This is a genomic window from Streptomyces sp. NPDC041200, from assembly GCF_055591805.1.
In genome coordinates this window covers 97163-116155 of sequence record NZ_JBVIZF010000012.1, presented here as the reverse complement: position 1 = coordinate 116155, position 18993 = coordinate 97163, and the positions used below count along the sequence as shown (strand labels likewise).

General features: G+C 71.9%; 15 protein-coding genes and 1 tRNA gene. 7 read left to right on the top strand and 9 right to left on the bottom strand.

Features of this window, described 5'->3' with window-relative positions; genetic code table 11:
* Positions 1-12 precede the first annotated feature (12 nt).
* Positions 13-1092 (bottom strand): phage baseplate protein, encoded by a 1080-nt coding sequence (locus tag ACZ6CL_RS25215; protein WP_468939025.1) that lies wholly within the window; start codon positions 1090-1092, stop codon positions 13-15.
* A 266-nt stretch (positions 1093-1358) separates the two neighbouring features.
* Between ACZ6CL_RS25215 and ACZ6CL_RS25210 the strand changes: the two genes are divergently transcribed.
* A complete protein-coding gene (locus ACZ6CL_RS25210) occupies positions 1359-2630 on the top strand; it encodes a mannosyltransferase family protein (protein WP_468939022.1) in 1272 nt (423 codons plus the stop codon).
* Positions 2631-2672: 42 nt separating this feature from the next.
* Here ACZ6CL_RS25210 and hppD read toward each other — a convergent pair whose 3' ends face one another.
* Positions 2673-3818 (bottom strand): 4-hydroxyphenylpyruvate dioxygenase, encoded by a 1146-nt coding sequence (gene hppD / locus ACZ6CL_RS25205; protein WP_468939019.1) that lies wholly within the window; start codon positions 3816-3818, stop codon positions 2673-2675.
* 134 nt (positions 3819-3952) lie between these two features.
* Here hppD and ACZ6CL_RS25200 point away from each other — a divergent pair, with 134 nt between their 5' ends.
* The 3 genes from ACZ6CL_RS25200 to ACZ6CL_RS25190 all read left to right on the top strand — a co-directional run bounded on the left by ACZ6CL_RS25200 (position 3953) and on the right by ACZ6CL_RS25190 (position 5293).
* The gene (locus ACZ6CL_RS25200) at positions 3953-4420 is read left to right on the top strand and encodes an Lrp/AsnC family transcriptional regulator (protein ID WP_468052780.1); all 468 of its coding nucleotides are present in this window, start codon (positions 3953-3955) and stop codon (positions 4418-4420) included.
* Between the two features lie 74 nt (positions 4421-4494).
* On the top strand, positions 4495-5088 hold the full coding sequence (locus ACZ6CL_RS25195; protein ID WP_468939016.1) for an ArsR/SmtB family transcription factor: 594 nt from the start codon (positions 4495-4497) through the stop codon (positions 5086-5088).
* 22 nt (positions 5089-5110) lie between these two features.
* Positions 5111-5293 (top strand): hypothetical protein, encoded by a 183-nt coding sequence (locus tag ACZ6CL_RS25190; protein WP_468939013.1) that lies wholly within the window; start codon positions 5111-5113, stop codon positions 5291-5293.
* Positions 5294-5310: 17 nt separating this feature from the next.
* Here the strand turns inward: ACZ6CL_RS25190 and ACZ6CL_RS25185 are convergent, their stop codons facing one another.
* The 7 genes from ACZ6CL_RS25185 to ACZ6CL_RS25155 form a co-directional block, all read right to left on the bottom strand.
* Positions 5311-6111, bottom strand: a complete 801-nt coding sequence (locus ACZ6CL_RS25185) for a S16 family serine protease (RefSeq protein ID WP_468939010.1) — start codon at positions 6109-6111, stop codon at positions 5311-5313.
* A 66-nt stretch (positions 6112-6177) separates the two neighbouring features.
* Complete coding sequence (locus tag ACZ6CL_RS25180; protein ID WP_361487424.1) at positions 6178-6819, bottom strand: IclR family transcriptional regulator; 642 nt, start codon at positions 6817-6819, stop codon at positions 6178-6180.
* Positions 6820-7047: 228 nt separating this feature from the next.
* Complete coding sequence (locus tag ACZ6CL_RS25175; RefSeq protein ID WP_468939007.1) at positions 7048-8844, bottom strand: DEAD/DEAH box helicase; 1797 nt, start codon at positions 8842-8844, stop codon at positions 7048-7050.
* Between the two features lie 119 nt (positions 8845-8963).
* On the bottom strand, positions 8964-10478 hold the full coding sequence (locus ACZ6CL_RS25170) for an MFS transporter (protein WP_468939006.1): 1515 nt from the start codon (positions 10476-10478) through the stop codon (positions 8964-8966).
* A gap of 97 nt (positions 10479-10575) precedes the next feature.
* Positions 10576-11646, bottom strand: a complete 1071-nt coding sequence (locus ACZ6CL_RS25165) for a YeiH family protein (protein WP_468939004.1) — start codon at positions 11644-11646, stop codon at positions 10576-10578.
* 37 nt (positions 11647-11683) lie between these two features.
* Positions 11684-12244, bottom strand: coding sequence for a cysteine dioxygenase family protein (locus ACZ6CL_RS25160; RefSeq protein ID WP_468939002.1), 561 nt, complete (start codon positions 12242-12244; stop codon positions 11684-11686).
* Positions 12245-12367: 123 nt separating this feature from the next.
* On the bottom strand, positions 12368-13273 hold the full coding sequence (locus ACZ6CL_RS25155; RefSeq protein ID WP_468939000.1) for a LysR family transcriptional regulator: 906 nt from the start codon (positions 13271-13273) through the stop codon (positions 12368-12370).
* A gap of 148 nt (positions 13274-13421) precedes the next feature.
* Between ACZ6CL_RS25155 and ACZ6CL_RS25150 the strand changes: the two genes are divergently transcribed.
* The 3 genes from ACZ6CL_RS25150 to ACZ6CL_RS25140 all read left to right on the top strand — a co-directional run bounded on the left by ACZ6CL_RS25150 (position 13422) and on the right by ACZ6CL_RS25140 (position 18845).
* Positions 13422-14306 (top strand): alpha/beta fold hydrolase, encoded by an 885-nt coding sequence (locus tag ACZ6CL_RS25150; protein ID WP_468938997.1) that lies wholly within the window; start codon positions 13422-13424, stop codon positions 14304-14306.
* 117 nt (positions 14307-14423) lie between these two features.
* Positions 14424-14498 (top strand) — tRNA-Cys (locus ACZ6CL_RS25145).
* 312 nt (positions 14499-14810) lie between these two features.
* Positions 14811-18845 (top strand): amino acid adenylation domain-containing protein, encoded by a 4035-nt coding sequence (locus tag ACZ6CL_RS25140; RefSeq protein WP_468938996.1) that lies wholly within the window; start codon positions 14811-14813, stop codon positions 18843-18845.
* The last annotated feature ends 148 nt before the right edge of the window (positions 18846-18993 follow it).

The window sequence follows — 18993 nt, the reverse complement described above, 5'->3', positions numbered from 1 at the left end:
ATCGCGCTCCGGTCACTGCGGCTTGTAGTAGACGCTCAGTTCGCGGGCGCCGGACGCGCCCGACGCGAAGCCCATGCACAGCCGCCGCGGGCTCGTGAGCTGGACGGCCATGCCCTCGGGCTCGCGGTAGTCGAGCGAGTATCCGGCCTCGGTGCGGGAGCGCTGGACCAGCTCGCCGGTGCGCAGGTCGACGCACGAGACATGGGCGTTGCCGTGGCCGGAGGGCGGGTTGGTGCCGTTCTCGGCGGTGTAGTTGGTGCCGGTGAGCTGGTACACGTAGTCGCCGAGCAGCGTGAAGCCCTGGAAGACCTCGCCTTCCTCGATCCCGGCCTGGGGTATGTCGTCGTACACCGCGGTGTAGTCGCCCGCCGTGACCCCGGCCAGGCTCATCAGCCGGTAGCGGACCTGTTCGCCCTGGCGGTAGCGCAGCAGCAGCCGCTTGTTGAGCATGTCGACGGCGGGCTGGTTGCTGGTCGAGCCGGGCACCGGGCGGTGGGTGGCCAGGGCGGACGAGCCGCTGTCGAGGACGGCGCCGTCCCGGTACGCGAAGCGGCTGATGGCGCGCCCGTAGCCGGAGTCGGGGTTGGCGTCCGACTCGGTCCACAGATAGGCGGTGGCACCCACCGGCTCGCAGCCGATCGAGACGCCGTGGCCGAAGCCTCTGACGTACATGTGGCCCAGCTTGGTGCCGGTGAGGGACAGCCGGGTGACGCACATGTCGCCGCGCTCGGCCCGGTCGGGGCCGGAGACGGGGGCGGATTCGCCGCTGAGCCGGATGCCGCCCTGCATCATCTGGATCGTGTAGAGGTGGCCGTTGACGTCGTCGAACGCGAAGGACTGCAGCACGGTGCTGTTGTGCGGCGCCTTCTCGCGGATCAGCTGCGCGGAGCGCACCGAGAGGTCGAACCGGCCACCGGCGGCTTCGGCGGCTCCAGATGCGGCGGCTCCGGCCTCGGCGGCCTCAGCCTCAGCGGCCTCGGCTTCGGTGGGCCGTACCGCGAACGCCCCGAGCGCACCCGCGGCGGCGGCGCCACCGGCCAGGGCGAACCTGCGCCTCGTCAACCGACCCGTCGCGTACTTGTCCGTCTGCATGCGAACTCAACAACTCCCAAGAGAACACACCGTGTTGGGGTGAACAGGAAATGCCGAGAGTGTAGACGGTGCGATTCTCCAACCGAGCTGGTGTTCCATTTTTCTGGCACGAGCGGCGCATTGTGTGCTGTATCACTCCGTTTCTTCCCGGTTGGGTAACCCGAATGTCGTACCGCAGGTGAATATGGGAGCGACGACGTGACGTACCCACCCGAGACGACGTCTCCCCCAGGAGACAGCCTCACGTCTACGCGAAAGATCCCCGTATGTCAGTCGCACCTCCCGAGCCACGCCACCCCGCACCCCGCCGCCCCGCGTGGGCCGCCGCGGCGCGGGAGCCCTCGACGCGTCGGCGGGTCCCGCGGTTCGTCCGCCTGCCCTCCCGGCTGCGCGACCGGCTGCCCGGCTGGCTGGGCCCGGGCGACCGCGAGGTGCTGTGGCTGTACCTGCTGACCCGGATATCCATATGGATCACGGCCTACTGCGTCCGCTGGATGTTCCCCGGGGACGGCGGCGCGCACCAGCCCTCCCGCCTCCTCGAACCGTTCGAGCGGTGGGACTGGGGGCACTACCTCCACATAGCGCGCGACGGCTACTTCCCCGGGGAGAGCGGCCCCTGGGACAAGAAGTGGGACAGCCGGGAGGCGTTCTTCCCCGGCTTCCCGATGCTGCTGCGCGCCCTGCACACCGTCATCCCGAGCTGGGGCGCGGCCGGGCTGCTGATCTCCTTCGTCGCCGGGGCCGTCGGGGTCCTGGCGCTGGCCCGGATCGCCCGGCTGTATCTGCCGGGCTCGGACGGCGACCGGCGCGCCGTCCTGTTCTTCCTGCTCTCCCCGTGCGCGGTCTTCCTGGCCGTCGGCTACACCGAGGCGCTCTTCCTCGCGTTCGCCCTGCCCGGCTGGCTCGCCGCCCAGCGGCAGCGCTGGGCCGCCGCCGCCCTGCTGACCGCGCTGGCCACGACCGTGCGCATCAGCGGCCTCTTCGTCGCCGCCGCCATCGCCGTCCACTTCGTCCTCACCGCCGTCCGCGCCCGCGGGCACTGGCGGTCGCTGCCCTGGCTGGTGCTGCCCGCGCTGCCCCCGGCCTTATTCGGCTGGTATCTGCACGCGCACACCGGCGACTGGATGGCCTGGCGGCACGCCCAGGAGCGCGGCTGGTCCCGCGCCTTCGAGTCCCCCTGGAAGAGCTGGTCCCAGACCTGGGACGCGGCCTTCGGCGGAGGCCAGTCCACCGGGTTCGCCGCCATGTTCCAGGCCGAGCTGGTGGCCATGGCCCTCGGGCTTCTCCTGCTCGGCGTGCTGCTGTGGCGGCGGCGCTGGGCCGAGGCCGTCTACATCGCCCTCACGCTGTGGGCGCTGGGCACCTCGTACTGGTTCATGTCCGTCCCCCGCTCCACCCTGCTGTGGTGGCCGCTGTGGATCGGGCTGGCGGGCTGGAGCCTGCGCAGACCGCAGGTCAGGACCGTCTACTTCTGTCTCGTCGCACCCGTGAGCACCGTCTTCACGCTCACCTTCCTGTCGGGGCGGTGGGCGGGCTGACCGCGCCTCGCCGGGGCCCGGTGGCGGGCCCCGGCCGGGCGATCAGAGGTTGCCGCGCTTGGCCTGCTCGCGCTCGATCGCCTCGAACAGCGCCTTGAAGTTCCCCTTGCCGAACCCCATCGACCCGTGCCGCTCGATCATCTCGAAGAAGACCGTCGGCCGGTCCTGCACCGGCTTGGTGAAGATCTGCAGCAGATACCCGTCCTCGTCCCGGTCCGCCAGGATCTTCAGCTCGCGCAGGGTCTCGATGGGCACCCGGGTGTCCCCGACCCACTCCCCCAGGGTCTCGTAGTACGAGTCGGGCGTGTCCAGGAACTGGACGCCCGCGGCGCGCATCGCGCGGACCGTCGCGACGATGTCGTTCGTGGCGAGGGCGATGTGCTGGACGCCCGGGCCGCCGTAGAACTCCAGGTACTCGTCGATCTGCGACTTCTTCTTCCCCACCGCGGGCTCGTTCAGCGGGAACTTGACCTTCCGGGTGCCGTCCGCGACGACCTTCGACATGAGGGCGGAGTACTCGGTGGCGATGTCGTCGCCGACGAACTCCTTCATGTTGGTGAAGCCCATGACCTTGTTGTAGAAGGCCACCCACTCGTCCATGTGACCCAGCTCGACATTGCCGACGCAGTGGTCGATGGCCTGGAACAGCCTCTTCTGGGGCGCGTCGACGATCGGGGTGGCGGCGACGTAGCCCGGCAGGTACGGGCCGTCGTAGCCGGAGCGCTCCACGAAGGTGTGGCGGGTGTCGCCGTACGTACGGATCGAGGCGAGCACCACCGTCCCGTGCTCGTCCTTGACGTCGTGCGGCTCCTCGATCCCGGTGGCGCCGTGCTCGATCGCGTACGCGTACGCGGCCCGCGCGTCCGGGACCTCGACGGCGAGGTCGATCACGCCGTCGCCGTGCTCGGCCACGTGCTCGGCGAGGAAGCGGCCCCAGGGGCCGGACGGCTTGATGACGGAGGTGAACACGAAGCGGGCACTGCCCGAGACGAGGACGTAACTGGCGGTCTCCCGGCTGCCGTTCTCCGGTCCGGAGTAGGCGACGAGCTTCATGCCGAAGGCGGTGGCGTAGAAGTGGGCGGCCTGCTTGGCGTTGCCGACGGCGAAGACGACCGCATCCATGCCCTTCACCGGGAAGGGGTCTGCCTGCCGCGCGGTGGTCGGGGTGGGGTTCAGGATCTCAGTCATAGGGGCAGCGTCTCCCCGTGGCTCAGGGTGCGCAACAGTTCGCGAATTCGCTGCGCAGACTGCATAGCGAAAGCGCGGATCAGGGCAGCATTCTGTACAGAGTGACCACCATCACAGACCACCCCGGAGGCCCCATGGGAATCGACGCGCTCGACGCCCGCCTGATCGAGCTCCTCGCCCGGGAGCCCCGCATCGGCGTCCTGGAGGCCTCCCGCCGCCTCGGCGTCGCCCGCGGCACGGCACAGGCGCGGCTGGACCGGCTGCGCACCCAGGGCGTGATCCGCGGCTTCGGCCCGGACGTGGACCCGGCGGCGCTGGGCTACCCGGTCACGGCCTTCGCGACCCTGGAGATCAAACAGGGCCAGGGCCCGGACGTCCGCTCCCATCTGGCGGGCGTCCCGGAGGTGCTGGAGCTGCACACCACCACCGGCGAGGGCGACATGCTCTGCCGTCTGGTCGCCCGCTCGAACGCCGACCTCCAGCGGGTGATCGACCGCGTCGTGGGCATCGAGGGCATCGTCCGCGCCTCGACGGCGATCGTGATGGAGAACCCGGTCCCGCTCCGGATCATCCCCCTGGTGCAGCAGGCGGCGGAAGACTGATCCGCCTGACGGGCCCGGGAGGGTGTGCAAAAAACCCGTTGCAAAGAAGTCTTTGCACACTTACTCTGCTCCGCATGGCCCAGAACGACGACGCGGACGACGACGTACGGGTGCTCGACCCGCGCTCCCTGCGCGGGCTCGCCCACCCCCTGCGGATGCGGCTGCTCGGCGCGCTGCGCGAGTACGGACCGGCCACCGCATCCCAACTGGCCGACCGGCTGGGCGAGTCCAGCGGCGCCACCAGCTACCACCTGCGGCAGCTGGCCGCGCATGGCTTCGTGGAGGACGACCCGGAGCGCGGCAAGGGGCGCGAGCGGTGGTGGAAGGCGGCGCAGGCCCGTACGAGGGTGGGCACCGAGGAGCTGCTGCGGCACCCCGATCCGTCCGTGCGCGGCGCGATGAACACGCTGCTGCACGAATGGGCCACCCTGCACGGCCAGGAGCTGTCCACCTGGCTCGGCACCCAGCACGAATGGCCCGCGGAGTGGCACACGAACTGGGACATCAGCGACTTCACCCTGCGTCTGACGCCCACCCTCGCGCGGGAAATGATCGACAAAGTGCACGAAGTGATCAACGGCTACCGCGAGCAGGAGCTCGACCCGGACACCGAGCACTCCGCCCGGTACCGCGTCCATCTCCACGGCTTCCCGCGCGACGAGGACTGACCCGACCCCTGGGGGAGAGCGAATGTACGACGACCACGTCCACCACTTACTGCACCGCCTGCGCGCCCAGCAGCTCCGCCGCGACGCCCCGCGCAGACCGTCACGCCGTGCGGATCCGCTGCGGACCCGGCTCGGCTGGCGGCTCGTGGAGGTCGGGCTGCGGCTGGCGACGCCGCGCGTGCCCCACGTACCGCGCTTCGACTGAGCAGCGCCCAGCCGTGCCTAGCAGTGCGGGACCGCGCCGCCCGACTGGAGGTTGTTCAGGGCCTTCACGGCGCCGTCGAGGGTGGTGACGGGGATCAGCCGCAGCCCCTTCGGCAGCTCGGTCTCGGCGTCCTTGCACTCGTCCTCGGGGACCAGGAAGACCGTGGCGCCGTCCCGCTTGGCGGCCTGGGTCTTGAGCGGGACGCCGCCCACCGGGCCGACCTTGCCGCGATCGTCGATCGTGCCGGTGCCCGCGATGGCGCGGCCGCCGGTGAGGTCGCCGCCGCGGCCGTCGCCGTCCAGCTTGTCGACGATCCCGAGGGAGAACAGCAGCCCGGCGCTGGGGCCGCCCACGTCCGCGAGGCGCAGCTTCACCTTGACGTCGCCCGGCGACTTGTTGAGGTAGCCGAGGGCGGCGCTGGTGGCCGTGTTCTGCGACTTCCGCATCTCGTCGGCGTTGTGCCGCTCGATGTCCTTGGTCGTGTCGCCCACGTACACCGCCTCGCGCGGCAGCACCGCGCGGTCGGTGCGGAACCAGCCGCTGACCACGTCGCTCAGCCGGACGGTGGCCTCCGGTCCGGTCGCCGCGATCGTCGTCATCCGCAGCTGGCCCTCGGTCTTACGGGTGTCGCTCCCCGAGACGGTGATCACCTGCTTGCCGCCGTCCGCCCCGAGGACGTTCACGGTGGTGCCCGGCTGGGCCACGGTGAACGGCAGGGGGGCGAGCGCGGCGACCGCGAGCAGGGCGACGACGAGCACGGCGCACACGGTGAGGATCCGGGCGCGGCGGGAGGCGGCGCGGAGGGAGACGACAGGCATAGGAGTGAATTTAGTTGACCGGCGGGGCGGACGACGCGCCGCCCTGGTCAGCACCCGTCACCGCCGTCACCGCAGGGCGTCCGCGACCTCCCGGGCCGCGTCCACCACCCGCGGGCCGACCCGCTCCGGCACCGCGTCGCACAGCATGACCACGCCCACGCTGCCCTCGATCCCGGTCACCCCGACCAGTGGGGCGGCCGCGCCGCTCGCGCCCGCCTCCAGCTCACCGTGGGTGAGCGCGTACCCGGGGTCGTCGGGGCGGCCCGCGCGGGCGGCGAGGATCGCGCGCCCGGCGGCGCCCCGGTCCAGCGGGTGGCGGAAACCGGGCCGGTAGGCGACGTGGTAGTCGGTCCAGGTCGGCTCGACGACCGCGACGGCCAGCGCCTCGGTGCCGTCGACCAGGGTGAGGTGGGCGGTGGCGCCGATGTCTTCGGCGAGGGACCGCAGCGCGGGCAGCGCCGCCTCCCGCACCAGCGGATGCACCTGGCGGCCGAGCTGCAGCACCCCGAGCCCGACCCGGGCCCGCCCGCCGATGTCCCGGCGGACCAGGGAGTGCTGTTCGAGGGTGGCCAACAGCCGGTAGACCACGGTGCGGTTGACGCCGAGCTTGGTGGACAGCTCGGTCACGGTCAGCCCGTGGTCGGTGTCGGCGAGCAGTTTCAGGACGCGCAGTCCCCGGTCCAGCGTCTGGGAGGTCTCCGCGGTCACGACGCCCCTCCTCGGTGATGGGTGGCGGCTCTCCGCGAGGGTGCTCCGCCGGTCGCGGTGGTACGCAACGGCTGCACTCCGGGGCGACGCTGCCACGGGGCGTGTGCGTGCACGAACGGTAGCGAGCGGGTTCGCTCAGCGGAAGACTTTGTCCAGAATCCGAGCAGATCCCTCGCTCACCGCGTCACCGCAGGTGCGCGGCCGAGTGACCGCGTCACCATGGCCGCGTCACCGCATCCGGGTGGCCCACTCCTGCACCTTCTTGATGCGCTCGCGGAGCTGCCCCGCCGTCGCCTCCGCGCTCGGCGGCCCGCCGCAGACCCGGCGCAGCTCGGTGTGGATCACGCCGTGCGGTTTGCCGCTCTGGTGGACGTACGCCCCCACCAGCGTGTTCAGCTGCTTCCGCAGCTCCAGCAGCTCCTTGTGGGTGACCACCGGCCGCCGCTCGGCGGGCACCTCCAGCAGGTCCGCTTCCGCGTCCGGCCTCTTGCGGCTGTGCGCGATCTGCTTGGCCTGCCGCTTCTGGAGCAGCATCTGCACCTGGTCGGGTTCCAGGAGCCCGGGGATGCCGAGGTAGTCCTGCTCCTCCTCACTGCCCGGGTGCGCCTGCATGCCGAACTCGGCGCCGTCGTACAGCACCCGGTCGAAGACCGCGTCCGACTCCAGCGCCTCGAAGGGCAGCGCGTCCTGCTCGCCGGTGTCCTCGTCCTGCTGCTTCTCGGCCTCTTCGAGGAGCTTGTCCTCCTCCGCGTACGGGTTCTCCTCCTCGCCGTCCTTCTTCGGCTTGTCGAGGACGTGGTCGCGCTCGACCTCCATCTCGTTGGCGAAGCCGAGCAGGTTCGGGATGGTGGGCAGGAAGACGGACGCGGTCTCGCCGCGCCGCCGCGACCGTACGAAACGGCCGACGGCCTGGGCGAAGAACAGCGGCGTGGAGATCGTCGTCGCGTACACCCCGACCGCGAGGCGCGGCACGTCCACGCCCTCCGACACCATGCGGACCGCGACCATCCAGCGGTCATCGGAGTGGCTGAAGTCCTCGATGCGCTGCGAGGCGGCGGCCTCGTCGGACAGCACCAGGGTGGCCTTGCTGCCGGTGATCTCGCGGATGAGCTTGGCGTACGCGCGCGCCGAGTCCTGGTCGGATGCGATGACGAGGGCGCCCGCGTCCGGGATGGCCTTGCGGACCTCGGACAGCCGGTTGTCGGCGGCGCGCAGCACGTTGGGCATCCAGTCGCCGCGCGGGTCGAGCGCGGTGCGCCACGCCTGGGAAACCGCGTCCTTGGTCATCGGCTCGCCGAGCCGCGCCTCGATCTCGTCGCCCGCCTTGGTGCGCCAGCGCATGTTGCCGCTGTAGGAGAGGAAGATGACGGGCCGCACGACGCCGTCGCCGAGCGCGTTGCCGTAGCCGTACGTGTAGTCGGCGGAGGAGCGGCGGATGCCGTCGTTGCCCTCTTCGTAGGTGACGAAGGGGATGGGGTTGGTGTCCGACCGGAAGGGGGTACCGGTGAGCGCGAGCCGCCGGGTCGCGGGCTCGAACGCCTCCAGGCAGGCTTCGCCCCACGAGCGGGAGTCACCGGCGTGGTGGATCTCGTCGAGGATGACGAGCGTCTTGCGCTGCTCGATCCGGTTGCGGTGCAGCATGGGCCGTACGCCGACGCCCGCGTAGGTGATGGCGATGCCGTGGTACTCCCGGCTCAGCGGACCCGCGCTGTACTCCGGGTCCAGCCTGATGCCGATGCGGGCCGCGGCCTCCGCCCACTGCTTCTTCAGATGCTCGGTGGGCGCGACGACGGTGATCTGCTGGACGACGTGGTGGTGCATCAGCCAGGAGGCGAGCGTCAGCGCGAACGTCGTCTTACCGGCGCCGGGGGTCGCGACCGCGAGGAAGTCCCTCGGCTGCTCCTCGATGTACTTGTCCAACGCGCCCTGCTGCCAGGCGCGCAGCTTGCTCGCGGTACCCCAGGGGGCCCGTCCGGGGAAGGCGGGCGAGAGGTGATGGCTGGTGGAGGCGGCAGTAGTACTCACGGTCTCCGTCAGGCTGGCTCGGCGGGATCGATGGGGAACCGCGTCAGCCTACCGGTGCCGTGCTTCATGCTTCGGGGGTACGTCCCGATCCCACCCGAGGGTGGGATCAGGCTCACATCTCACCGCTGTGCCGGAAGCGGCCGCAGCCGCGTGGTCAGCCAGGCGCCTGCCAGGGCCACGACCGCCATCGCGACGTAGACGGCGGCGAAGGCCGCGGGGTGGGTGGACGTGGCGGCCGGGGTGGTGGGGCCGTGGGTGGTGGGAGTGATCGCGGCGCCGCCGAAGGCGACGAAGAGGACACCGCTCAGCCCGACCAGGGTGATGTTGCCGAGCGCGTCGGAGGCCTGGAGCGAGGAGGAGTTGCTGCCCGCCTCCTCGGGCCGGGACAGCTTCAGCATCAGGACGCTCGCACTGGCGATGGTGATCCCCATCCCGTAGCCGCCGACCGCCCACGCGACGGCGATGGTCCACACCGGGACGGTGTCGGAGAGCGCCAGTGGCACCAGGGCGATGGATACGGCGATCAGCAGCATGCCCAGCCCCATCAGCCGTTCCCGGTACGGCTCCAGCCGGGGGCGGCTCTGGGTGTAGGAGCCGAGCGCCCAGGTCAGCCCGCCGCCCGTGAGGGAGAGCCCGGCGGCGGTCGCGGACAGGCCGCGCTGGGTGACCAGCATCAGCGGAACGAAGCTCTCCGCTCCCAGGAAGGAACCCGCCGCGACCCCGCGCAGCAGCACCACCGACGGCAGCCCGCGGGCCGCGCGGAAGGTGCCCGCGGGGAGCAGCCGCAGCACGCACGGTACGAGCAGCGCGAGACCGGCGGCGGCCGGGAGGAGGGAGGGCCAGGCCAGGTCCTGGGCCGCGTACTGGAGCAGCCCGGCGCCGACCGCGACGGCCAGCGCGAGCAGGATGCGGCGGCGGTCCATGGCCGCGGAGCGGCCACCGGGCGGCAGCGTGCGCAGGGCCGGGAGCATCACCGTGAGCGGCAGCAGCACCAGCACCGGGATGGACAGGAACACCCAGCGCCACCCGGCCTGTTCGGTGATGGCCCCGGCGACGACCGGCCCGACGATGACGGGCAGCACCCACGCCGCGGAGAAGGAGGCCAGCACGGCGGGCTGGAGCCGCCGCGGATAGGCCCGGCTGACGACGACGTACAGGGCGACGATCACCAGGCCGCCGCCGATGCCCTGGACGGCGCGCCCGCCCACGAACATCCACATCCGCTGCGCCGTCCCTGCCACCACCAGCCCCACGCCGAACGCCACGATGCCGGTGAACAGCGGCGGGAGCGGTCCCTCGCGGTCGCACCACTCCCCCGACAGCGCCATCGCGAACAGGCTCGCGGTGAAGTAGGCGGAGAAGGCGTACGCGTACAGCGCGACGCCGTCCAGCGCGCGGGCCGCGACCGGCATGGCGGTGTTGACCGCGCTCGCCTCGAAGGCGATGAGGGAGACGACGGCGACGATGCCGAGGGTCAGCGCGCGGTAGCGGCGGCCGAGGATGGTGTCGTCCCCGAAGTCCGTGGCCGTGCCCGTGGCCGTGCCCGTGTCCGTGTCCGTGGCCGGCCCGGCCGTGCGGGAGGGCGTGCCCGTGGGGGTGCCGCGTTCGGCGTCAGACGGGTCGAGAGCGGTCATGGCGGTCAGAGTAAGAGCCGTCGCGCGGGGTGGCACCTGTCTGAGGTCGGGGATTCGCCTCGGTCATGAGGCGTACGCCGTCAGGCCCCCGGTCGCGTCACGTGGTGAGCAGGACGCCCGCGTACGAGACCCCCGCGATCACCCCCCAGGCGCACAGCCCCAGCGCCGCGACCCGGCCGCCGGTGCGGGCGAGGGAGGGCAGGTGGACCGCGCTGCCGAGGCCGAAGAGGGCGGCGGCGAGCAGGAGTTCCTGCCCGGTGGCGGCGGCGTCGAGCGCGGCCGCGGACGGCAGGCCGGTGCTGCGCAGCACGACCATGGCGAGGAACCCGGCCACGAAGAGCGGCACCAGCGGAGGCCGCCGGGAGGCCGTGGTGGTGCGCCGGGCTCCGGCCCGGGCCCGTACGGACATGGCCAGCGCGGCGACGAGCGGGGCGAGCAGCGCCACCCGCATCAGCTTGACCAGCACCGCTTCCTTCAGCGCCGCGGGCCCGGCGGTCTGCGCGGCCGCCACGACCTGGCCCACGTCGTGCACGCTCGCGCCCACCCAGCGGCCGAACTGCGCGTCGCCGAGCCCCAGGGGCTGCTGGAGCAGGGGCAGTACGGCGATGGCGAGCGTGCCGCACAGCGTCACGAGCGCGACGGAGGTGGCCACGTCCCGTTCGTCGCTGTCGGACACCTCGCTGACCGCGCCGATCGCGGACGCGCCGCAGATCGAATAGCCGGTGGCGATCAGCAGCGGCTGGTCGCCGCGCAGCCCCATCCGGCGCCCGAGCCACCAGGTGCCGCCGAAGGTGGCGGCGACCACGCAGAACACCATCGCGACGGTGGCCCAGCCGAGGCCGAGGACGTCGTTCAGGCTGAGCTTCAGGCCGAGCAGCACGATGCCGAGCCGCATCAGCCGCTTCCCGGCGAGGGAGAGCCCGGCCCGGCAGCGGCCCCGTACGAGCCCCCGGGCGCCGGGCAGATGGGCCGCGCCGATGCCGAGCACCACGGCGGCGGTGAGCAGGGGTACGGCGGGCACGGCCCGGTGGACCAGCCACGCGGCCGCGACCCCGCAGGCGGCCAGCCCGAGCCCGTACGCGGTGGCCGGTATCCGCCGCCGGGGAGCCGCGATCGTCCCGGCAGGCGTCGCGGCAGGCACTCCGGCGTGCGCCCCGGTCACCGCCATGCCGTCACCGCCGTCGCGCGCAGGACGCGGGGCCCGGTCACAGGTCGTCCACCCCGGGGGTCTCGTACACCCGCCGCACGCTGCTGCCCAGCCGCACGATGTCCGCGCCGTAGACGTGGATCGAGATCGCCTTCGTGCCGCAGGCGTTCCACACCCTGTGGATATCTCCGGGCGGGGCGAAGCCGCAGACCGCCCCCCGCGGGTTGATCACGTCCTCCACGGCGACCAGCCGGGAGGCCGAACCATCCGGGACGAGGCGGTAGCGCCGTTCGTGCTCCTCGCCCTCGTGAACGCCGGTGACGCACCAGGACACATGGTCGTGCACGCCGGTGCGCTGGCCGGGCAGCCACACGAGGGCGACGACGGAGAAGCTGCCGTCGGGCTCGGCGTGCAGGACGTGCTGACGGTAGTGATCGGGGTCGCCCTCGCGCTGGGCGGGGGTGAGCAGATCGGGCGCGCCGAGGTAAGGGGCGAGGCGTTCGCCCACCAGATAGGCGGTCACATCGGGCGGCAGGCCGCGTCCGACGGCCTCGCGGACGCCGTCGACGAAGGCGCCGAGGGGGGCCGTGACACGAGAGGACGGATACGCGGTGGTCATATCGGCAGCGTGCGGACGGACCGACCATCACGTCCAACGACAGATTGTTGGGCGGGGGTCAACCTCCGCTTATATATATGCCGTTGTACGGGCCCGCGCATGGGCCCTCGTACGAAGGGGGCGTCAGCAGCCGACCCGGTTCCCGGCCACGGCCTTCAGCTCCTCCAGCACCCGCGCCGTCGCCGGGATCTCCAGGTGCTCCCGCAGCACATACGCCGAGACATGGCGCCGCGACGCCGGGTCGAGGGCGCGCCCGGTGACCTTCTGGTGGCACAGGAACGACAGCACCAGACCCGGCATCATCGCGACACCGAGCCCGGCCGCGACCATGCTCTGCACCACCAGGTTGTCGTCGGTGGTGAAGGCGATGTCGGGCGCGAAGCCCTGCTCGGCGCACTCGTGCAGGAAGTTGGCGCGGCAGCGCAGGCATCCGGCGATCCACCGCTCCCCGCTCAGCTCGGCGAGCTTGACCGCGCGCCGCCGGGCCAGCGGATGCCCGGTCGGCAGCAGGACGGTCAGCTGGTCCTCCATCAGCGGGATCTCGACGAGGTCGGGCGGCGTCTCCTCACGCAGCCCGGGATAGGTGAAGGCGAGGGTGATGTCGCATTCGCCGCGGACGACGCGGTCGAGCGAGTCCGGCGGCTCGCCCTCCAGCAGGTCGACCCGCACCCCGGGGTGGGCGGCGGCGAGCCGGGCCATGGCCTCGGGGATGAGGGTGGCGTTGGCGCTGGGGAAGGCGCACACCCGCACCCGCCCGGCGCGCAGTCGGGTGATGGCGTTCATCTGGGCCTGGGCGGCGGAGATGGAGGAGAGGATGGTGTCGGCGTGCCGGGCGAGCGTCTCGCCCGCCTCGGTGAGCCGCATGCCCCGGCCGACGCGGATGAACAGCGGGCTGCCGACGGTGCGTTCGAGCGCTTTCATCTGCTGCGTTATGGCAGGCTGCGTATAGCCGAGCGCCCGGGCGGCGGCCGAATAGGAACCGGCCCGGACCACCTCGTGGAACGTCCTGATGTGCCGTGAATCGAACACACGAGCATCATAGAGGGAAACCATAAGCGCGTTTTGGGGGAACGGAACATCACCCCTCGCGGCGCTTTTGAGTCACCCCGGCCCACCCGCCCCACTGGATATCCCACGTCACGCTGCCAATGCCCGGCTGATCAGGCAGGCTGGCCTTATGCCGCACTACACGTCGTACGACCAAACGGAGCTGGCCTACCGCGTCCTGGAGGCCCGCGACGGGTCCGCGCGGCCGCCGCTCATCTGCCTGGCGGGCGGGCCGGGGCGGGACGCCGCGTACCTCGGCGACCTCGGCGGCCTCGACGCGCACCGCACCCTGGTCATCCCCGACAGCCGCGGCACCGGGGACTCGCCGCCCGCCGCCGACCCGAGCGGTTACGCGTTCCCGGGGCTGGCCGAGGACCTGGAGGCGCTCCGCCGCCACCTCGGGCTCACCCGCTTCGCGCTGCTCGCCCACGACGCGGCGGCGGCCACGGCGCAGGCGTACGCGGCGGCCCACCCGGAACACCTCAGCCAGCTGGTCCTGGTCTGCCCGGGCGCGCGGATGCAGGGCGAACTGCCCGAGGACGCCCGGGAGATCTTCGAGTCGCGCGCCGACGAGCCGTGGTGGCAGGAGGCGTACGTGGCGATCCAGATGCTGCCCGACACGACGGACCTCGCCGAGGTGCGGGAGCTGCTGCTGCGGGCCGCCCCGATGGCGTACGGCCGCTGGGAGGAGCCGCAGCGGGCGCACGCGGCGGCCGAGGGCGAGCAGCTGGGTCCGGTGCCCCGCGCGGGCTTCTGGCAGGGCGTGGACGAGGCGGGCCGCCGCGCGGTGCTGGCCCGGCTGCGCGAGGTGCCGTGCCCGGTGCTGGTGATCACCGGCGACCGGGACGCGGTGACCGGCGTACGGGCCGGGGAGCTGGTCGCCGAGTCGTTCCCGGCCGGGCGCGCCCGGCCGCTGCACGGCGTGGGCCACTACCCCTGGGTGGACGAGCCGGAGCTGTTCGGCCCGGTGGTGGAGGACTTCCTGGAGCACCCGCACGCACCGGGCCGCCCGTAATGCCCGGGCTTCCGCCGCCTTCATGAACGGCATATGTCAGTCGTATGGCAGCGGCCGCTGAACCGTTGATGCCCTCCTGGGCGCCTGCCTAAGGTCGTATGCGACGAGCACGACATTGGCCGTGTGCCCGAGTGGTTCAGGGGCTCGCCTGCAAAGCGAGTTACGTGGGTTCGAATCCCGCCACGGCCTCCACAGCGCCCCGCGGGGCTCTCATCGGGCCACTCATCCCCGGCACCCGGCCTCTCTCCTGGTGAACTACCGGACACCCTCTGGACACATAGGCCTTACGAGGCGCATGCTCAGAATCGCGAACGCCGTTCACGCAACTGGTCACCTGACCTTTTTCACATTCTCCCCACTAAATGGTCTCCGACTCCCCGCAGTGAGCGCGTTTTCGGCGCATAGGGTCCTTGTGGTGCCTGCAGTCCGCGATGGAGAACCCGCCGTGACTGAACAGGCACCCTTTGTTTCGACCTGTGATCCTGTGTTCCGTCTGGGGGAAATGTGCAGCCCGCCGTACCGGCCACCCGTCTGCCACTGTCGACCGGCCAGAGCGAGATCTGGTTCATTCAGCAGCTGGAGCCGCCGGAGAGCACGACGTTCAAGGTCGGCGAGTACCTTGAGATTCAGGGCCCCATAGACGCCGCGATATTCGAGCGGGCACTGCGTCAGGCGGTCGCGGAAGCCGAGCCGTACAACGTCCGGGTCGGCGAGGACGACGGAGTGCCGTGGCAGGTCCTCGACCCGGTGACCGACTGGGACTTCCCGGTCCTCGACCTGAGCGGCGAGCGCGATCCGCACACCGCCGCCGTCCGCTGGATGAAGCACGACCTGGCCACCAAGCTGGAGCTGGACGACCACCCGCTCTTCTCCTTCGCCCTGCTCAAGCTGGGCGACGACTGCTTCTACTGGTACCAGGGCACCCACCACATCGTCTCGGACGCGGGCAGCGCCGCCCTGCTGGGCCGGCGCGCCGCCGAGATCTACACCGCGCTCACCGAAGGCACCGACCCGGCCCCGGCGGAAACCGTCTTCGGCTCCCTGCGGACCATGCTCGACCGGGACACGGAATACCGGTCGTCGGAGGATTTCGCCAAGGACCGCGCTTACTGGACGGAACACTTCGCGGATTCCCCCGAACCCGCCCGGCTTTCCGGCCGCCCCGGCGACGAACTCTCCAGCGTGCTGCGCGAGACCGCGTACCTGACCGAGGCGGAAGCGGTCGAGCTGCGCGCCGCGGCGCGTAAATACGCGACCCACTGGTCGGCGATGATTATCGCGGCGACCGCCACCTATCTGCATCGATTGACCGGTAAATCGGACATCATTCTGACGCTGCCGGTCACCGCCCGCACCGATGCCACCCTGCGCGGGATTCCCGGGATGTTCGCCAATGTGGTGCCGCTGCGCATCCAGGTGCGCTCGGATATGCGGATACGCGATCTCGTACGGCAGGTCTCGCGGGAAGTCCGGCAGGCGCTGCGCCATCAGCGCTACCGCCATATCGACCTGGCCCGGGATCTCCACCTCCCGGACGGCGGAAACGGCTTCCTCGGCCCGCACGTCAACATCATGACGTACGACTACGACTTCGACTTCGGAGGACATCGCGTCGTCGGGCACAACCTGTCCAACGGGACCGTCGAAGACCTCTCGATCATGGGATACGACCGCTCCGACGGCACCGGTATCCGCATCGACCTCAACGCGAACTCGAACCTCTACACCGCCGACGGTCTGATCGCCCACCGCGAGCGGTACCTGAACCTGCTGCGCACCCTCGCCGACACCTCGGACAAGGAGCGCACGGTCGGAGCCATCGAGCTGCTGACCGCCGAGGAGCGGCGGCGCGCGGCCGAGGAGTGGAACGACACGGCGCACCCCACCTCGGGCACCACCCTGCCCGCGCTGGTCACGGCGCAGGCCGCCCGCACGCCGGACGCCGAGGCCGTGGTCTTCGGCGACACCCGGCTGAGCTACGCCGAGCTGGACCGCGCCGCCGACCGGCTGGCCCGCCGCCTGGCCGCGCACGGCGCGGGCCCGGAGCGCACCGTCGCCGTCGCCCTGCCCCGCTCCCCCGAGCTGGTCGTCGCCCTGCTGGCGGTGCTCAAGTCGGGCGCCGCGTATCTGCCCCTGGAGCTGGACTACCCGGCTGACCGGCTGGCGTTCATGCTCGACGACGCCGCACCCGCGCTGCTCGTCACCCGCGCCGAGCACACCGAGCGGCTGCCCGCGACGGACGGCGTGGGCGGGGCGGACGGCGTTGCCCGGCTGCTGCTGGACGACACCGATCCGTACGACGCCGAGACGGGTACGGCCGACGCACCGCGGGTGACACTCGACCCCGAGCACCCCGCGTACGTCATCTACACCTCCGGCTCCACCGGCCGTCCCAAGGGCGTCCTGGTCCCCCACCGCGCCATCGTCAACTGCCTGGAGTGGATGCAGGGCAGCCACCCCCTCACCTCCGAGGACCGGCTGCTCCAGAAGACCCCGGCCGGATTCGACGCCTCGGTGGCGGAGTTCTTCTGGCCGCTGGTCAGCGGCGCCGCACTGGTGCTCGCCCGGCCCGGCGGCCATAAGGACCCCGCGTACCTGGTGCGCACCGTCCGCGAGGAGCGCATCACCACGCTCCAGTTCGTGCCGTCGATGCTCCGCGCGTTCCTCGCGGAGCCGGATGTCGCCGAGCAGTGCGCCGACAGCCTGCGCCAGGTGTTCTGCGGCGGTGAGGCGCTGCCGCGCGAGACGGCCGACCGCTTCCACCGCCTGCTGCCCGGCATACCCCTGCACAACGTGTACGGGCCCACCGAGGCCACCGTCGACATCAGCGCCCACACCTGCGAGCCCGGCGCGACCGGTCCGGTCCCGATCGGCGCCCCCGTGTGGAACAGCCGCCTGTACGTCCTCGACTCCGCCCTGCGGCACGCCCCCGCCGGAGCCGTCGGCGAGGTCTACCTCGCCGGGCCGCAGCTGGCCCGCGGCTACCACGACCGGCCGTCGCTGACCGCCGAGCGCTTCGTGCCCGACCCGTACGGCCACGCCTTCGGCGCGCCCGGCGCCCGTATGTACCGCACCGGCGACCTGGCCCGGCGGCTGCCGGACGGCGGCGTCGCCTACCTGGGCCGCTCCGACGACCAGGTCAAGCTGCGCGGCTTCCGCATCGAGACCGGTGAGGTCGAGGCCGCCCTGCGCGCCCTGCCGGACGTCGCGGAGGCCGCGGCGGTCGTCCGCGAGGACCAGCCCGGCGACCAGCGTCTGGTGGCCTACCTGACGGCCGAGGGCGAGGCCGCGCCGTGCGTCGCCACCGCCCGCGAGATGCTCCACCGCGACCTGCCCGAGCACATGGTGCCCACCGCGTTCATGGTGCTCGGCACGCTGCCGCTGAGCCCCAACGGCAAGCTGGACCGGGCCGCGCTGCCCGTGCCGTCCCACGAGGCCGCCCGCGACGGCCGCGCGCCGCGCACGCCCCGCGAGGAGGCGCTGTGCACGCTGTTCGGCGAGGTGCTGGGCGTCCCCGACGTCACCATCGACGACGACTTCTTCCTGCTCGGCGGCCACTCCCTGCTCGCGTCCAAGCTGGCCAGCCAGGCCCGCACCGCCCTGGACACCGAGCTGTCGATGCGTGACCTGTTCGAGGCCCCGACCGTCGCCCGCCTGGTGGCCCGCCTCGACGGGGCGACGCCCGCCGACGCGTCCCAGCTGCACCCGCTCGACACCCTGCTGCCGCTGCGCGGCGAGGGCGGGCGCCCGCCGCTGTTCTGCGTCCACCCCGGCGGCGGCCTCGGCTGGTCGTACACCGGCCTGATGCGCCACCTCGCCCCGGACCAGCCCGTCTACGCCCTCCAGGCGCGCGGCCTGACCGAGGCCGACGTGCTGCCCGCCAACGTCCAGGAGATGGCCGCCGACTACCTGGACCAGATCCGCACCGTCCAGCCGACCGGCCCGTACCACCTGCTCGGCTGGTCCTTCGGCGGGCTCATAGCCCACGCCATGGCCACCCGGCTGCAGAGCGAGGGCGAAGAGGTCGCCACCCTCACCGTCATCGACGCCTACCCGGACAACGACCAGGCCCTCCCCGACCTCCCGGACCTGGGCAAGCGCCAGTGGCTCGGCGTCCTGCTGGACAACATCGGCGGCGGCGACATCTTCGCCCCCGGCTGGCTGGAGGCCCACCCCGACGGCCTCGACGACGGCGACCAGCTGATCGCCGACCTCAGCCGCGAAACCGGCCTGCCGCAGCGGCTCCTGGAGGGCGAGCACAGCTTCCCGCTGCTCGACATCTTCCTCAACGACCAGGAGCTGATGCGCAAGTTCGCCCCCGACCGCTTCGAGGGCGACATGCTCCTGTTCACGGCCGACGAGGAGATCCCGGGCTACGAGCGCGACGCGCTCCACGTCCCCGAGTCCTGGCAGCCGTACGTCTCCGGAGCCCTTGAGGTCCACGGCGTCCCGGCCCACCACTACCACCTGCTGCGCGAGGAAGCCCTGACCCTGATCGGCCCGCTGGTGGCCCAGTCCCTGGACGCCACCCACCGCTGACGCACCTCATCACTCAGGCCGTCCCGGCTCAGCCGGGGCGGCCTGAGTGATGTGCGAGGGGCGAGTCCTCGTCGATCATCGAGGGCAGTATCGGACATGTCCCACGACTGGACGGGCCCTCCCGCAGGCCCCGGATGGCCACCCGCGG

Bases quoted from the DNA above. Each gene is read 5' to 3' on its own strand.
- ACZ6CL_RS25215 (WP_468939025.1), bottom strand. From the start codon at position 1,092: ATGCAGACGGACAAGTACGCGACGGGTCGGTTGACGAGGCGCAGGTTC.
- ACZ6CL_RS25210 (WP_468939022.1), top strand. From the start codon at position 1,359: ATGTCAGTCGCACCTCCCGAGCCACGCCACCCCGCACCCCGCCGCCCC.
- hppD (WP_468939019.1), bottom strand. From the start codon at position 3,818: ATGACTGAGATCCTGAACCCCACCCCGACCACCGCGCGGCAGGCAGAC.
- ACZ6CL_RS25200 (WP_468052780.1), top strand. From the start codon at position 3,953: ATGGGAATCGACGCGCTCGACGCCCGCCTGATCGAGCTCCTCGCCCGG.
- ACZ6CL_RS25195 (WP_468939016.1), top strand. From the start codon at position 4,495: ATGGCCCAGAACGACGACGCGGACGACGACGTACGGGTGCTCGACCCG.
- ACZ6CL_RS25190 (WP_468939013.1), top strand. From the start codon at position 5,111: ATGTACGACGACCACGTCCACCACTTACTGCACCGCCTGCGCGCCCAG.
- ACZ6CL_RS25185 (WP_468939010.1), bottom strand. From the start codon at position 6,111: ATGCCTGTCGTCTCCCTCCGCGCCGCCTCCCGCCGCGCCCGGATCCTC.
- ACZ6CL_RS25170 (WP_468939006.1), bottom strand. From the start codon at position 10,478: ATGACCGCTCTCGACCCGTCTGACGCCGAACGCGGCACCCCCACGGGC.
- ACZ6CL_RS25165 (WP_468939004.1), bottom strand. From the start codon at position 11,646: ATGGCGGTGACCGGGGCGCACGCCGGAGTGCCTGCCGCGACGCCTGCC.
- ACZ6CL_RS25160 (WP_468939002.1), bottom strand. From the start codon at position 12,244: ATGACCACCGCGTATCCGTCCTCTCGTGTCACGGCCCCCCTCGGCGCC.
- ACZ6CL_RS25150 (WP_468938997.1), top strand. From the start codon at position 13,422: ATGCCGCACTACACGTCGTACGACCAAACGGAGCTGGCCTACCGCGTC.